Consider the following 16,626-nt stretch of genomic DNA (forward strand, 5'->3'; position numbering starts at 1 on the left):
AAAGAAGACAGCCGGTAGACTATCTTCTTTTATTTATAAAATTAAAGATTCATATGGAATTTCATTGAATAGTTTTTCTACATTGATAATTACAGGAATTTTAGTATTTAATAAATATCCTTCTTTTTTGAGTTCGCTAAGAGTTAGACTAAGATATTCTCTTGTGATTCCCATAAATTTAGATAAAAATGTAGTTGATAATTCTTGTGGTATTTGAATATTGTCACCGTTTGAAATGCCATATTCATAGCCAATCGCAGCAATCACGTGCTTGACGCGATCTTTTACTTTGAGTGTGTTAAGTAAACAGCGACGTTGCAGGATCATAATTTCTTTTTTAGATTGAAAAAGCATAAATTCTTCAATGCTCACATGTTTTTCCACCATAAAAATAAAAAAATCTCTATCAACTGCAGTAATCACACTAGAACTAGGCGATAATAATTTTGCGCTAATATTACGTTTTAAATCTGAGGACATAAAAGATGAAAAATTGCATACATCACCATGTTTCAGTAATTGATCGTATCCTATATAATCATCTATTTGTGTTCCTTTCATAACAATCCCTTTTTCAACAAAATAGATCCCTGTTACAAAATCAACATCAAACAGCTCGTTTTTAGAAAGCTTAATACTCATACTATGTTTAGCAAAATCTCCAGACTTCTTACAAAAATGAAGCGGATTGGTCAAGATTTCATGTTGTCTTTTTTCTAATGTGTTCATTGCAAATTCCTCCTCTAAAGTATAATATCACAGAATGAAAACACCCTAGAGAAGGCTTAAACCAAATAAAATAACGTTATTATCAAAAAACAAGATTTTTTTTACTATTACGCATTAAAAATAAACATTTTTTAGGCGAAAAACAGCCAAATAAGTACTTTTTGTGACAGTTTTTCTCACGTTTTTTTAGATGTTTTTTTAAATTTTCCACCTTTTATGCACAGAAAATCAATAAATATTAAGTTTTATAAATTATAGTTCATCGATTTTTTTTATTACCCACGGTTTATGGCTATCGTCTAAAATTCCTTCTTTTCTTAGTTTGAGTACGATAATATTCGTGTACTCTCTTGTCGTATTTGCGTATTGAGCCAAAATAGAATTATTAATTTCATCTGGCAAAATAAAATCTTTATCTTTTGTTACTCGTCCCATGTACAAACCAATTTCTTTCAGACAAGCTCTAATGCGAAGTTCTTTTTTCATAAAAGTACGTTTGCTCGCTTTAAAATAAACTTTTCTTGTATAAAGTAAATTCGATAATAAAAATTTAGCTTTTTGATTATTTTCGTCTAACACTCGTCCTACAAAATCAGGATCAAGCACCCAGCAACGAACTTGCGTTAAACACCGTAAAAAAGCGTCTTCCGGTTCCTCTTTGATTAGCGGAATTAAATTGATGGCAATCTCACCACCAACAAAACTAATAATGCCAAAGTCGCCATATTCATTTTTGAGACAATAGGCAAAATATCCACTTTCAACTAAGTAAATCTTGAAGTTTTTGTTGTCGTTCATTTTGATTTCTTTGCCTCTTGGGAAAATTTCTTGGTAGCAATATTCATGAAAGTCTATATCTTTTTTTAGTAATTGGAGTAGGGCTTTAGTTGTTGTATCTTTGAAAATTTCTTCATCTGAATGCATGTTCTAACATCCTCTCTATTAAATTACAAAAAAACTGCAGACTAGGTGCTTCTGCAAGTTCTTTTTAGTTGAAATATGGGTTTGTTTTCTTTTCATGACCGATTGTAGTTGCATCTCCGTGTCCTGAATACGCTGGCAAATCGTCTGGCAGTACAAATAACTCTGTTTTAATACTATTGATTAACGTGTCAAAGTCACCTGTATATAAGTCAGTTCGGCCAATGCTTCCTTTGAAGAGCGCGTCCCCAACCACTGCAAAATCATCGAAAATAAAACTTACGCTACCGATAGAATGTCCCGGTGTTGGCACCACTTTAAAACGAAAACCTTCTATATTATAGTCACCTAATGTAAATTCGTATTCAGCAGGTTGTGCAACAATTGCTTTTCCCGCGATATGCGCAGATAGGTTTAAATCTGGATTTGAAAGCCATTCTTGTTCTAATGGGCTAACATATACCGGAATTTGATAAGTCGAGCGAATTTCTTCTAAAGCGCCAATATGATCATAATGACAATGCGTCAGTAAAACAGCAATTGGTTTCACTCCTAAACTAGCAATTTCCGCTTCAATTTTATTAGCTTCATCGCCCGGATCAACAATTAAAGCTAAATTATCTTGATAAATGATATAACAATTTTCTTGGATTATTCCTGTCATAATTCGTTTGATTTTTGTCATTTCACTTCCGCCTTTCTTCACATTCATCATTATACCGAAAAACTGGCTTTACTTCCATCAATATTCCTTGTTTGTATTCACTTCCGAGATATACTACAATGAAGAAAGAAGTTTAAAAGGAGGAAGAAAAAATGACTGCAAAAATGTTACATACGTGTATCCGCGTAAAAAATCTGACTGAATCCATTGCTTTTTATGAAAAAGCATTAGGGTTAAAAGAAGTTCGTCGTAAAGATTTCCCTGATTTCGAATTTACTTTAGTTTATATGGCGTTTGAAGAAGGCGGTTTTGAACTAGAATTAACTTACAACTATGATCAAAAAGAAGCTTACGATTTAGGAAACGGCTATGGTCATTTAGCTGTTGGTGTTCCTGATGTACGTGCTTTACTTGAGGAACATAGAGAAGCTGGCTACACTGTCACAGACTTAAAAGGACTTCCAGGTGAAGATCCATTCTATTACTTCTTAACAGATCCAGATGGTTATAAAACAGAAATCATTCAAGATGGCGCTTTATAATTAGGAAGAGAACTGGAGACTTCTAATGATAAAATATTTCATAATTATTTTAATTGCATTAGCCATAAATGGGATTAGTTTTCTATTCCATAATGATGTAGCTAATCTTATCGCTGTTATCATTACAGCAGTATTGCTCGTTTATTTAATGGTAGATTTAACCAAAATGTATCGACGCAAATGAAAAAGAGCCAGCAAAATCTAATAGATTTTGCTGGCTCTTTTTTATTATTGAATGACTAGGTTACTTGCGACTTGTTTTGACTCTTTCATCAGGTTTTCGATAATATCACTTGTGGAACGAATTTCAGTTAACATTCCACAAATTTGTCCAGCCATAACGGAACCATTTTCAACGTCACCTTCATGGACTGCTTTTCTAAGAGAGCCAAGTGTTAATTCTTCTAATTTATCTCTAGAAGCATTTTCGTTTTCTAGTTCTACATATTTCTTAATCATTGGGTTTTTAATACTTCTAACTGGCGCACCATTTCGGCGGCCTGTTACAGTTGTGCTCGTATCAGTGGCATCAAGTACAGCTTGTTTGAAGCTAGCAGGAACAGGACATTCCTCAGCAACAAGGAAAAGTGTGCCGATTTGGACACCGCTTGCGCCTAACGCATAAACAGCTGCCATCCCGTGGCCATCTGCAATACCGCCTGCCGCAATGACGGGGATATTTACTGCTGAAACGACTTGACGAACTAGCGCCATCGTTGTTGTTTCTCCAACATGTCCTCCTGCTTCTGTACCCTCTGCAACAACTGCATCGACACCGATTTCTTCCATTTTTTGTGCAATTTTTACAGATGGGATAACGGCGATAACTTTAATTCCAGCTGCTTTAAATTTTTCCATAAATGGTTTAGGTGTTCCTGCCCCAGTTGTAACAACTCGCACATCTTCTTCAATAATGACATCGACAAGTTCTGGACAATTTGGCATCATCAGCATGATATTTACAGCGAACGGTTTCGTTGTTTTTTCTTTACAAAGGCGAATTTGTTCTCGTAATGTATCTGCTGACATTCCACCAGATGCGATAATTCCTAGCCCACCTGCATTTGATACCGCGGAAGCTAATTCATATGTGGCAATTTGTGCCATTGCCCCTTGTAAAATTGGATATTTGATTTGTAGCATTTCAGTTAAACTCATTTTCTTTTCTCCTCTCTATTTTTACGCTAATTCTTTCGTTGGTTGTTTTTTCTCACGTAATTTATAAACAATATTAATACAAAGTCCTACAGCAGCAAGTGCGATAGCTATATAGAAAGCTTGTGTGAAGTCGCCACCGTTTTGACCGGCGATTTGAGCTGCCATTTTTGGTGCAAAGAAGGCTGCTGTGGAATAACCAATGAAGACGATTCCGTAGTTGACACCTTGATTTTTCGGACCATAATTTTCCATAACGATGGATGGGAAAACGCCCATTGTTCCACCAAAGCAAAGTCCAAGTCCAATAATCCCGATAACAAACCCAACAACCGATTGAAGCGTTGCAAGTGCTAGTAAAGATAAAGCAATAACTGTATAGATAATCATTAATGTATTAGATCTACCTAGACGGTCAGATACAGCGCCCCAAACTACTCGGCCTAAACAGTTGCTTAGTGAATAAATACTAACGTAAGCAGCAGCCGATGCAGCCGTTAAGCCAAACATATTTTGACCAATTAAAGATGCATTAGAAGCAATCATCAAACCTGAGAATGCGCCAATACCTAGCATTAAAAGAATCAGATAAAAAGTAACTGTTCGAACCATTCCAGTCCAAGGTACATTTACCATACCAGCTGCATTTCCAGCAGGTGGTGTCCAACCTTTTGGTGCATAACCAGCTGGTGCGACGCGAATAAGGAAACTACATCCAATGACAACTGCGATATAAACAGCTCCCATAATTTTAAATGCTGTCATTACGTTATATGTTTCAATTAAGTGGTTCGCAATCGGTGCAGCAATAATTGTCGCTCCACCCATTCCTGCAGTAATAAGTCCAGAAGCAAGACCACGTTTATCTGGGAAAAGACGAATCGTGTTACTAAGACATCCTGAATACGCAAAACCTTGTCCAAGCCCAGCAAGAACACCATAAGACAAGTAAAGCATCGTCGTTGAAGTAGCAAAACCTGTCAGTGCAAAACCAAGTCCAAAGAGGATTCCCCCAATTAAAATGGCCCATTTTGCTTTCCCTTTATCCGTTAAAATTCCACCTAAAATAGTTGGAATCGGCCCAATCGCCGCATTAATTGTAAATGCCATCATAACCTGTGGAATTGTCCAACCATGAGCAGCACTAAGCGGTCCAGCAAAAACACTAAATGCATATACCGCACCGGTACAAAGCAGAACACCAACAGAGCCAATCAAGACTCCCCAACGGTTTATTTCTTTTGTCATATAGATACTCCCTCTCTTGTTTGTTTTTCAATAATAGCTTTTAAGCCACCCCATTGTTCGCTAAACATACCGCTATCCATTACTTTTAAATCACTTGCAATAACGGGTTCGAATTCCATTTGTCCAAGAATATCTTTTTCTAAATCAACACCTGGTGCGATTTCTGTTAGAACCATTTTGCCATTTTCTAAACGGAATACAGCTCGCTCTGTCACATAGAGAATTATTTGGTCGGTCGTTGAAGCATATTCACCACTAAATGTGATTTGTTGAACTTGTTTGATAAACTTTTTAGCTTTTCCTTCTTGTAAAATCTCTAGTTTGCCGTCAGCTACACGCGTCTTTAATCCACCTGCAGTAAAAGTTCCAGCAAAAATTAATTTTTTCGCTGATTGGGAGATGTTAATAAATCCACCACAGCCAGCAACTCTTGAGCCAAATTTGCTGACATTCACATTACCAGATTCGTCGGTTTGCGCCAAACCAAGTACGGATAAATCAAGTCCACCACCATCGTAAAAATCGAACTGCGAATGATGATCAACAATAGCTTCACTGTTATACGCATGACCGAAATCTGCTAAACCAGCTGGAACACCGCCAACAGATCCTGCTTCGGTTGTTAGTATTAATTGGTCACTCACGCCTTCTTCCGCTGCAACAGTAGAAACATTTACTGGAATTCCTACACCTAAATTTAGAATGGTTTGTGGTTCTAGTTCTGCTGCAGAACGACGCGCAATCACTTTACGGTCATCTAACGCAAGTGGCTCAATATCGCCAAGAGGAACTTGAATGTGTCCAGAGAAAGCTGGATTATACTGTGTATTTTCAGTTTGGAAATGATTTTCTGGTTCTGAAATAACAATATGATCAACTAAAATTCCTGGAACTCTTACATCTTTAGGGTTAAGCGATCCTTTTTTCGCAACAGATTCTACTTGAGCGATAACAATTCCACCTGAATTTCGAACTGCCTGCGCAATTGGCAAGACTTCCATATGTAAGCCTTCTTTTTCTAAAGTTAAGTTCCCAAATTCATCTGCCACAGTTCCGCGAATGAGTGCAACTTGAATTGGGAAACTTGGATAAAATAGCCATTCTTCGTCGTGAATCGTCAATAGCTCTACTAAGTTATCTTTAGAACTCGCGGACATTTTTGCCCCTTCAATACGCGGGTCTACAAATGTTCCCATACCAATTTTTGTAATAACGCCTGGTCGCTTAGCTGCGATTTCCCGGTAAAGTTGCGTAATTACACCTTGTGGTAAATTGTATGCTTCACATTTGTCTTCTTCAATTAGTTTCGCCATTTTAGGAGAAGCAATCGCAATTCCGCCAATCCAGCGTTTAATTAATCCTTCATGTCCCCAATGACTCATTCCTTTTTCCCTGCGATCACCAAGCGCACTAGCATGCATAACGGTTAGATTACGCGGAGCCCCTTCTTCTAAAAAACGCTTTTCAACCGCGATAGCCATTTCTTCATTAACACAAGCTAAACCGAAACCACTAAAAGCTACAGTATCGCCATCTTTTATTAATTTTGCTGCTTCACTTGCTTTTATTACTTTTGACAAATTCCTCACTCCTTATTGTTCAATTATTCACATATATTTGTAATGATACGCACTTACTTATAAAGCAACTTTCATGCCAACATTTAAAATGGCTTTATATCAACCTTTATAAATTTAAGCATTATTAATCGTCGCAAAAAAGCGACATAAAAATTAGCACTGTTACAAATAACAGTCGCGAAAACGCAACAAAAAAACCTAATCGACATATCTGATTAGGTTTTCTAAATTAATGAAGTGTTTTTAGTTTTCGATATAAAACAGAGCGATGAATCCCAAGCACACTAGCCGCTTTTGTCACGTTTCCATCACTTTCTTCGAGCACTCGCAATATAAAGTGTTTTTCTACGTCTTGTAAATAATCTTTTAAATGAAGTGATTCTTTTTTCGTTTGCTCTTTAAAATGTAAGTCTAGCGCAAAATCATCTGTTTCAGAAACTGTCACTGCTTTATTACCAGACATAACAACTAAGCGTTCAATCTGATTTCTAAGTTCACGTACATTTCCTGGCCAGTTATGAGAAAGTAATTCTTTCGTTTTATCGCCGCTTAACTGAAAATCTTTTTGATACTTTTGATTAAATTTTTGAATGAACTGACGTGCAAGGCCAATAATATCTTGCGGTCGCTCTCTGAGTGCTGGAATGTGAACAGGCACTACATTAATACGATAATATAAATCACGCCTAAACGTTCCTTTTTCAACCATTTCACCAAGGTTTCGATTTGTCGCTGAAATAAGTCTAAAGCGCCGTTTCGTCTCAGTTGTTGAGCCCAGTCTTCTTACTTCACCAGTTTCAAGCACTCGGAGCATTTTTGCTTGAAGCTCTAGTGGCATTTCAGAAATTTCATCTAAAAATAATGTGCCGCCATCAGCTAGTTCAAGCATTCCAGGTTTTTCAATATCCGCACCGGTAAATGAACCTTTTTCATGTCCGAAAAGCTCAGATTCAAATAATGCTTTTGGGATTGCCGCACAGTTAATCGAGATAAATGGTCCAGCAGCTTGTTCACTTTTTTCATGAATATAGCGCGATAAGACTTCTTTACCAGTACCAGACTCCCCGTATAATAAGACTTTACTGTCAAACGGGGCTATTTGATTGCATACTCGAACTATCTGTTTCATCGCGACGCTCTCCGCTACTATCACGGTGCCATCATTTTCTTTATAATCTTCAAGAAGAAGTGACTCTTTATTGCCCGAAATTGCCTCACCACGCCATGTTTTAAAACTATCTGGTTGCGTTTCATCTGACATCGTAACAACTAAATGCACGGTGCCATCTGGATAGAGAATTGGCGTAGAAGTCGAACGAATACTAAAACCTTTCTTCGTATTGATAACTTTTGTTTTCTTTTGTTTGGTTCGGATTGCTTCTAGCGTGACAGAATCATTGTACACACCGTCTTCCACTAAGTCCCTTACATTACAACGAAGTAATTCTTCAAGCGACATTCCGACCGTAAGCGCAGTGAATTTATTAGAAATTAAAATATTACCGTCTGCATCTGTGACAAAAAGCGTCGTCGGCATGTCCTTATTTAATTCACCAAATGACTGTACTCCCAGCAAGTTATCCATTAAGTCAAACATTAAAAGCTCATCCTTTTGGACTAGTTTCCTAGTTATTTGCTCATCATTACACAATCTATTATAACATAAGACGTCTGCTAGAAGTACTCGTTTTTTTGCGACAAGCTAATTTCCATCTGCAATACAAACACGATTTCGTCCGGTTAATTTTGCTTTATACAGGGCTTCATCGGCAGATTTAAACAAACCTTCACTTGTATTAGCACCATCTTTACTACTGCTAACCCCAACTGAAATCGTAATTTTCACTAGTTTTCCACTCGGTATCATAAAATCGTGCTCTTCCGTTTCTTTTCGCACTTGTTCAGCAAAAAAATTACCTTTTTCAATCGGACAATCTAATAAGACAATGGAAAATTCTTCCCCGCCATTTCTAAATGCCTCAGAACCATCTGATGTGTTTCGTTTTAAAATAATAGCTAATTGTTTCAAAATGGCATCACCAGCGTCATGGCCGTATGTATCGTTAATATTTTTAAAGTAATCTATATCAATTAACATTAATGTCACTTGTCTACTTCCGGCGTCCATCACATGGTTGATTTTTTCATCAAATTGCCTTACATTCGATAACCTCGTCAGATAATCGAGTGTAGAGTCTTGTTCGTATTTTTGAAACAATTGCTTTGATTTAATCATATTCTTCATTAAACCTGCGGAAACAGCGCCAATTACAAGCGCAATCGATACAAATGTAAACATATTAACCCAGAAGTCGGGCTCTTTTGCTAAAATCAAATGTAAGTTAATGACTACAAAACCGCACGCAATAATATTCAAAATAAAAACGCCCCAAATATTATATTTTTCTAAGCGTTTGCTAAAAAGAGCTGTTATAATGCCAATCAACATCATGATTACACCAGCCATCACTGCTGCAGAATTCACTGAAATTAAAAAGCGTGAAGCTGTAATAATGACCGCCGAAACAATTGCCGGAATGGGCCCGCCGTAAAAGCCCACCATAATAATAGGAATATGACGCAAATCAACAATTACATTATTTGAAATCGGTATCCCAAAAATCATTAGCGCAAATCCTAGCAGCCCTGCCCATACACCTATCACCATTTTTCTATTTATCGATAATTCTTTCGTAATTGGCTCTTTATAGACTAAAGAAATAATATAAAATCCTGCGAGTAATATCGCTGCATTACTTACCAACTGTTCAACCAAAAAGCATCCCCGCCTTTCACTTTGTTATTTAATACCCCATTATGCTCACAACTATTCATTCATGCTCTCTACACAAAGAAACAACCTCTAAACGCGAAGTTGTTAAAAAATATCCATCTTTCTATTTTCTCATAAAAAATCCGCAAAAGAAAATAATTCTCTCATGCGGATTTGTTATTTTTTAGTAAGCTGTCCAACCAGCGTCTGCTGTAATTACCGTTCCGTTTACAAAACTAGCATCATCCGAAGCTAAAAATAAAGCTACTTTGGCGATTTCAGAAGCATCACCAGCTCGTGGATTTGTTCCCATTCCAATCATAGCTCGTTCTTGCCCAAATTGATCTGGAGCATAAATAGTAGTACCAATATTTGTATTTACAGCTCCAGGTGCTATAGCATTACAGCGAATATTTTTATTAGCATACTGGAATCCAACATTTTTTGTAAAACCAACGACAGCATGCTTAGAAGCTGTATAAGCTGCCCCTGCTCTTGAACCAAACAATCCTCCAGCAGATGCGATATTAACGATAACTCCCTGTCCTTTTTCTTCAAAGATATGAAGTGCTTTTCTAGTTGCTCGCATTACTCCAGTTGTATTTATCGCAAACACTTTATCCCAAAGCTCATCTGTTAATTCACCGGCTGGGACAAAATTATCCATGATGCCCGCATTGTTTACTAAAATATCTAACGTTCCGTATGTCTCAGTAGCTTTGTTAATCATGCTTTCAATATCATCTTGTTTCGTGACATTCGCAACAACCGCAAGTGCTGTCCCTTGTTCGTCTTCAATTAATGCGACTGTTTTTTGTGCCGCTTCTAAATTTAAATCCGCAACAACAACCTTCGCCCCTTCTTTCGCAAAAAGAACCGCAATTTGTTGCCCCATTCCAGAAGCTGCCCCTGTTACAACTGCTACTTTTCCAGCTAATTTCCCCATTATTACTTCCTCCTTCACTTTTGATACGCTAAAAAGGATAAAATTTCACTCCTTCTTATTTCAATTATAGCTCCGATATAAAGCGCTTTCAATATGTAAAGAAAGCCTGTTTTGTTGATTAAGCAACACTTTTGCGTTATATGTATAGTAATAGGAAATTTTTCTCGGATGGGAGTTTCAAATGATGGATAGAAGGATTAAAAAAACAAAGCAAGCCTTAAACCAAGCTTTATTTACTCTTCTTGATGAAAAACCTTTTCAACAGATTACGATTACGGATATTGTTACAGTAGCAGATGTTAACCGAGGCACGTTCTATAAACATTACCGTGACAAAGAAGAACTTTTAGATAGCATCATTGATGAAGTGCTGGCTGATTTACAAAAGGCGTATCAAGACCCTTATACACATAAGACGCCTTTTTCCATTCAAACACTTACGCCTTCCATGATAAAAATTTTTGATCATGTTTATGGTCATCAAGCTTTTTATACACAAGTTATAAAATCGACAATCCGTCCCAGTTTTCAAAATCAAGTTTGTGACGTTATTCGGGAACTGATTTTAAATGACTTTGACTACTCAGTTGACAGTTCGAGTATAGAGCCCATGTTACTTGCGTCTTATCAAGCACATGCGATTTTCGGCATGATTGTTTTTTGGGCCGAAGAAAATTTTGCTCATTCGCCGGCGTTTATGTCAGAGCAACTTCTTCATATTATTCAGGCTAAAAACAAAGTCGTATAATTCTTACATATTTGTTATATTATTTTCCTTCTTTGTAACTTGAAACGAGGGCTTCATAATCCTAGCCTTGCTATAATAAAGACATCTTAGAAAGGTGTGTTGATTATGAATGATCATCGTATTTTAAATGCTTTAAGTTATTTTAGTATCCTCTTTGCACCAGTTATTGTGCCCGTATTGATTTGGATTTTTGCTAAATCAGAGGATGTTACTCATCATGCTAAAGTTGCATTACTAACTCACATTATTCCGACTATCGCTGGTGTTCTATGTTTCTCCAGTGTTTTCGTTACAGCTTTGACAAATGGCGGCTTACTCGCAAATGTATCATTTTTCGTTACTGGTAGCTTATTTATATTTACACTAATAGCTATTGTTGGACTGTTTATCTTTAATATTGTTCGAGGTATTCAAATGCTTTTAACAAAAAATGAAGAAGATGCTTGGATTTAAATGAAAAAGCTATCCTAAATTTCTTAGGATAGCTTTTTTTGCTATTTTATTTGTTTAGGTTTTCTTAAGAAGAATACTCCAGCAACACTAACAAACAATCCAGTGAATAGCATTGTATAAGGGAACTCATCTCCTGTAGAAGGAAGTTTTCTCTTATTATTTGGTGATTTGTTGGTTGTTTTAATGTTTTGTTTTATAGGTTTTGGCTCTGCTACTGTAGCTGATTCTGTTAGCTGTTCTGTTGGTTTTGATGGTTCAGTAGGTTCCACAGTAATCGGCATTGCCTTTTTCTCATAGACAAAGGTTATTTCTTGTGAAGTTTCTTTATACATACCTTTTTTGTTAGCGGGATCTTTAACCAATGTATGGCCAACGATTTCTTTAGCTTTCACACTGTATTCTTCACCAACATTTCCAGTATGCACTTCCTTGTCATTTAATTGATTGCCGTCTACATCTATAAAGTTAACTATAATTGTACCAATTTTTTTCTTGTTGGTTTTGCTTACTTTCTCTACTTCTGATTGGTTAAAATCAATTGTGAAATTAACGGGTGTCGCGTCTAATTGGTAACCGGTTGGTGCTTTAGTTTCAATTAGCTTATAGTCACCGGGTGCTAAATCAGCTACACTAATTTCTCCATTATCGTCTGTTACGAGATTCTCACGGACTAGCGTTTCGTCCTCGTTTCGCAACTCAAATGTGGCGTCAGCTAGCTTGGCATTTGTTGCACTATCTTTTTTCGTTAGCACTACCGTGCCTGTTTTTGGTGTATTTGTTTTGCTTACTTTCGCTGCTTCTGACTGGTTAAAATCAATCGTGAAATTAACTGGTGTCGCGTCTAATTGGTAACCAGTTGGCGCTTTGGTTTCAATTAACTTATAGTCACCGGGTGCTAAATCAGCTACACTAATTTCTCCGTTGTCGTCTGTTACGAGATTCTCACGGACTAGCGTTTCGTCCTCGTTTCGCAACTCAAATGTTGCGTCTGCTAGCTCGGTATTTGTTGCGCTATCTTTTTTCATTAGCACTACCGTGCCTGTTTTTGGTGTATTTGTTTTGCTTACTTTCGCTGCTTCTGACTGGTTAAAATCAATTGTGAAATTAACGGGTGTCGCGTCTAATTGGTAACCGGTTGGTGCTTTAGTTTCAATTAGCTTATAGTCACCGGGTGCTAAATCGGTTATTTCTATATTACCGCTCGCATCTGTTGTTAGTTTTTCTTTTAGTTTTGACCCAGTGGCGTTTTGTAATTCAAACTCGGCATCTGCTAATACTTCATGTGATGCACTGTCCTTTTTCGTTAAAATAACATTGCCTTTTTTCATTGCATTCTTGATGGTTAAAAGAAGTTCCTCACCAGATGAACTTACAGTAATTTCTTTTCCTTCTTTGTATTCATCGCTAATGTTGTAACCTTCTGGTGCTTTGGTTTCAACTAATTTATACTTTCCAGATTGAATACCATCTAGTAAAATTTCACCTTCTGAATTAGTTGTTATTTCTTGTCCAGATTTTTCACCATCTAGTGTGTAAAGCTGAAATTTTGCGCCTTCTAATTTCTTCGTAGTATCGTCTTCATCCACTTTTGTGATTTTAATCGTACCAATCGTTGCAATACCTGATCCAGTTCCCACAGTAAAGACTGGTGATACTGCCACATTTCTCTTTTTAAAAAACATTGGGACATTACTAAAATCTTCTGCTTCTACCGTAGTTTCGTTAGAAATTGGTCCTGAAAGTAAACTTATTGTGCTGTAGTTTACTTTGATTGGCGCCATTGCAGTATAGTTTTTAAATTGAATGGTAAAGGTATTTCCTTCAAAAGTAATATCATAATTTTCTTCGTTTATCGGTTCGTTCGTTTTTGTATTAATTACTTGAAAACTATTTTTAATAAACTGAGCACCCGTATTTCCTTGTTCCAATCGATTGGTAATAACTGGATTAGACAGTGTTCTTTCTGGAGTAATATTCAAAAGTTCCATATTCCAATTCACTTTATTTCCAAATGTACTATCTATGTTTCCAGCTACCTTAATAACTTCATTTTGCAAAAAAGCAAACTCTTTCGTTTCGTATATTTGTTCATCTGCTCCATTATCTGAAACGATAGCTTTATTGTTTACCCACTGTGAGAAAAACCAATTATCTTTTGGTTTTGTTTTATATTTAACAAATACACGATTAGTATCTAAATTACCAAATTCTAAATGTATTTTATTGGCTGATGTGTCTATTTTGGTTGGATAATTAGCATCCCCAACTTGTGCTAAAGTCCCTTTTATCTCTAGAGGAATACTCAAGTCGGTCAGCTCGGATGAATTAACTACATTACGATACTGTAAAGATCCCTCTACAAAGGTTGTACCATCCAGAAATTCATCATCTAAAACTAATTTATTATATTTTTTCCCCATTGCATTGACAGATACAATCCAATTTATTTCACCAGTTGCCGGGTTCCATTTGCCGACCTTCCCACCGTTAGCTAAAATACTAGTTTCCGGTGTTGCTTCTGCCTTTATTGTTTCTGAATACTGGGTTAAACTACCGTCAAAATATGAAAACGAGGCTTTATTATTTAGCGTGTTTGCTCCATCAGTTAAATCAATTTTTGTTTTCATTTTCACAACAATTTTATTATCTGTTGTCGCATAGTTACCGATAAGTTTAATTTTAAAACCATCTGGCGTGACGTCTTTTTGGATGGTGAAGTCTCTACCTTCAGTTAATATGTTATAGCCTGAATCAGAAGGATAAGCGTACACACTGTAGCTGATTAAACTTTTTACACCTGTAGAAAACTCGTCAACGATATTAATATTTTGCATATTAATACCTTCCGAATTAACTGTAATAGTCCAATCCATTGTATTATTATAATAATCAATCTCTCCAGCTTCTTTTTTTAGTAAGTCTGGCTTGAAATCAAAGTTTTCTGTTGCTTTAACACCTTTTTCATCCGTTACTTCATTTTTAATTTTTCGTGGACTAAAATCGGTTAGTTTTGTAGAATACGTTACTTGATACGCTTTTTTATCTGTTTTCTTGTAGTTCATATTAAAACTACCGTTATCTGATATAGTCGAAACAGTCCAATCATTAGACGCATCCTCGCCTATTACTACTTCTCCTGATTCTTCATTAAAAGTGACTTGCTTGATTTTCAAAGAATCTGCGACATAACTAACATTATCGTCTGTTAATACATCTTTTAAAACCGTATCAGGTGTCAAATTTGCTAAATCATAATTAACATTAATTGTCCAATCAATACATTGAGTTACAGGGTTATAAACTGCTTTTTTAGTTAAATGATCATATGCTTTTATTGTTACTGAAATGGTCATACTTCCATTTGATAACATGCCAGAGCTTCCAACTGTTGTTGCTGAAGTCCCTAAAGTAGTCAAAGACGTATTTGTCTTATCAATGGAACGCTCATAGGTAACTTGATATCCTTTTGCTTTTAGACCTTCTTTTAATTTAATTGTTAATCCTGAAGGTGCATAAATCAATTCATAATCTGTACCCTCGGTAAGTAATTGCTTTGAGCCAATGAAAGTTCCTTTAGCACTAATATCTGTTGAGTAAACCTTAATACTACTTCTATTAATAATAGTTGAACCCCCATAAGCAGTGTCCGATAGTCTAAGTTCCCCTAACTCATTAGTTTCTTTTGTTAAATTAAATCTTGCGTCCACAGTAGCTTTATCCGGATTAAGTTTACTCGGCGTTGCTTCGAGTATTACCTGTGTAGCCTTGTCTACTTCAGGAATAATTTCTAACTGATAATTTGTATTACCACCCGCCGTATTAAACACTGCTTCCTGACTTGTTTTATCTGTCTCAGAGAAACTTTTTAGCGCCGTACTAAGCTCAATATCATAATTACCTTCTTGCACACCATCTTTCAAAAAAGTAATAGTTAATTCCCGAGTGCTTGCATTCAAATCCCATTTCGCTTCAGTTGAAGGCAAGAAATCTCCTGTTAAATTAGTCGTTCCAAAGTTGAATGTATCTGGTAAAACCGTTTTAAATGTATCTCCAGCTTTGTAGTTTTTCCCTGAGAAAGTAAAATTCATTTTCAGGACTACTGCTCCACCATTTTTTATACGGGTAGTCGCACTAAGTTCATTTCCAGTTCCATTTTCTACCTTTACTGCAGTAAAAATATTATCTGTTATAACTGCTTTCAGATTCCCTTTTTTAGAGGGCTGTTCTGTAACAGATGGAATTTTTTCTGCTTCGTTTTTGCTTGAAATAGAAGTTATAACCTCTTCTTTATCAGCTAAGGTGACGTTATAAGTTTGTTCGTCTAAAGTATACCCAGGGGCTGCCTTCTTTTCCTTAACAATATATTCTCCTTCTGAAAGTGAATTATCTACAATTGTCCCGTAATCTGTTATAGAAACTTCTTTTGTTTCTCCAGTTTTTTTATTTTTAATTTCAAAAGAAGAACCATTGATTTTTTCTTTTGTATCTTTATCTTCTTTAATTATTTTAAGCGTTTTCACTTTTGTTTTTTCATCAACAATGGCTGCTAATACTGGCGAAACATTTTGAAAAACGAGTAAACCAATAATTGCAGCGATAAAAAAATTTCTCCATTTTACCATATATTTCATTAAGCTGTTTTCCTCCTATGCAAGCTACGTCTGTTGTATAAGACCTATGACTCGTTGAATTATAACAAAAGACGAGGAGTCGAAAATGTTCTTAAAGAACGAAAAAGTAAATTTATTATGTCTTTTTGGTGAACAAAAATAGTATACTTTTTATTAAAAATATACTTTTTCAATACTAAACCCTCTTTTTCTGCATTATAAGATGGAATTTTTTTCTATATATAATAGATAAAAAA

Annotated in this window: 14 protein-coding genes; 4 read left to right on the forward strand and 10 right to left on the reverse strand. The window is 36.0% G+C overall.

Going from position 1 to position 16,626, the window contains the following annotated elements; genetic code table 11:
• Positions 1-33 precede the first annotated feature (33 nt).
• From AC4PG8_RS09075 to AC4PG8_RS09085, 3 genes are all read right to left on the reverse strand, one after another.
• Positions 34-729, reverse strand: coding sequence for a Crp/Fnr family transcriptional regulator (locus AC4PG8_RS09075; RefSeq protein WP_003769759.1), 696 nt, complete (start codon positions 727-729; stop codon positions 34-36).
• Between the two features lie 252 nt (positions 730-981).
• Positions 982-1,653: a cyclic nucleotide-binding domain-containing protein gene (locus AC4PG8_RS09080; protein WP_003763477.1), complete on the reverse strand. Its 672-nt coding sequence runs from the start codon at positions 1,651-1,653 to the stop codon at positions 982-984.
• Positions 1,654-1,717: 64 nt separating this feature from the next.
• Entirely contained in the window at positions 1,718-2,335 is a 618-nt protein-coding gene (locus AC4PG8_RS09085; RefSeq protein ID WP_033532823.1) for an MBL fold metallo-hydrolase, read from the reverse strand.
• Between the two features lie 131 nt (positions 2,336-2,466).
• Here AC4PG8_RS09085 and gloA point away from each other — a divergent pair, with 131 nt between their 5' ends.
• The gene (gloA, locus tag AC4PG8_RS09090; protein WP_185505232.1) at positions 2,467-2,856 is read left to right on the forward strand and encodes a lactoylglutathione lyase; all 390 of its coding nucleotides are present in this window, start codon (positions 2,467-2,469) and stop codon (positions 2,854-2,856) included.
• A 25-nt stretch (positions 2,857-2,881) separates the two neighbouring features.
• Positions 2,882-3,040 carry a hypothetical protein gene (locus AC4PG8_RS09095; RefSeq protein WP_003763485.1) on the forward strand — a complete coding sequence of 53 codons (159 nt, stop codon included), beginning with the start codon at positions 2,882-2,884 and terminating at the stop codon, positions 3,038-3,040.
• Positions 3,041-3,084: 44 nt separating this feature from the next.
• Here AC4PG8_RS09095 and AC4PG8_RS09100 read toward each other — a convergent pair whose 3' ends face one another.
• The 6 genes from AC4PG8_RS09100 to AC4PG8_RS09125 form a co-directional block, all read right to left on the reverse strand.
• Positions 3,085-4,014, reverse strand: a complete 930-nt coding sequence (locus AC4PG8_RS09100) for a DUF561 domain-containing protein (RefSeq protein ID WP_010991099.1) — start codon at positions 4,012-4,014, stop codon at positions 3,085-3,087.
• Between the two features lie 21 nt (positions 4,015-4,035).
• Complete coding sequence (locus tag AC4PG8_RS09105) at positions 4,036-5,259, reverse strand: L-lactate MFS transporter (protein ID WP_003739530.1); 1,224 nt, start codon at positions 5,257-5,259, stop codon at positions 4,036-4,038.
• Positions 5,256-6,839 (reverse strand): acyl CoA:acetate/3-ketoacid CoA transferase, encoded by a 1,584-nt coding sequence (locus AC4PG8_RS09110; RefSeq protein ID WP_070005856.1) that lies wholly within the window; start codon positions 6,837-6,839, stop codon positions 5,256-5,258. The genes AC4PG8_RS09105 and AC4PG8_RS09110 overlap by 4 nt, the downstream gene beginning before the upstream one ends.
• A 229-nt stretch (positions 6,840-7,068) precedes the next feature.
• Positions 7,069-8,436 carry a sigma-54 interaction domain-containing protein gene (locus AC4PG8_RS09115; RefSeq protein WP_070753796.1) on the reverse strand — a complete coding sequence of 456 codons (1,368 nt, stop codon included), beginning with the start codon at positions 8,434-8,436 and terminating at the stop codon, positions 7,069-7,071.
• A gap of 105 nt (positions 8,437-8,541) precedes the next feature.
• A complete protein-coding gene (locus AC4PG8_RS09120) occupies positions 8,542-9,615 on the reverse strand; it encodes a GGDEF domain-containing protein (protein WP_070753797.1) in 1,074 nt (357 codons plus the stop codon).
• Between the two features lie 181 nt (positions 9,616-9,796).
• Positions 9,797-10,558 (reverse strand): SDR family oxidoreductase, encoded by a 762-nt coding sequence (locus AC4PG8_RS09125; protein WP_010991103.1) that lies wholly within the window; start codon positions 10,556-10,558, stop codon positions 9,797-9,799.
• A gap of 184 nt (positions 10,559-10,742) precedes the next feature.
• On the opposite strand from AC4PG8_RS09125, the gene AC4PG8_RS09130 reads away from it, so the two are divergent.
• Positions 10,743-11,306, forward strand: coding sequence for a TetR/AcrR family transcriptional regulator (locus AC4PG8_RS09130; RefSeq protein WP_185512994.1), 564 nt, complete (start codon positions 10,743-10,745; stop codon positions 11,304-11,306).
• A gap of 105 nt (positions 11,307-11,411) precedes the next feature.
• Complete coding sequence (locus tag AC4PG8_RS09135) at positions 11,412-11,759, forward strand: magnetosome magnetite crystal formation protein family (RefSeq protein WP_003724594.1); 348 nt, start codon at positions 11,412-11,414, stop codon at positions 11,757-11,759.
• Between the two features lie 41 nt (positions 11,760-11,800).
• On the opposite strand, the gene AC4PG8_RS09140 is transcribed toward AC4PG8_RS09135, so the two are convergent.
• On the reverse strand, positions 11,801-16,390 hold the full coding sequence (locus tag AC4PG8_RS09140) for a SpaA isopeptide-forming pilin-related protein (RefSeq protein ID WP_492170273.1): 4,590 nt from the start codon (positions 16,388-16,390) through the stop codon (positions 11,801-11,803).
• Positions 16,391-16,626: the final 236 nt, after the last annotated feature.

Source organism: Listeria sp. MAN/IMW/UF555 (genome assembly GCF_058684075.1).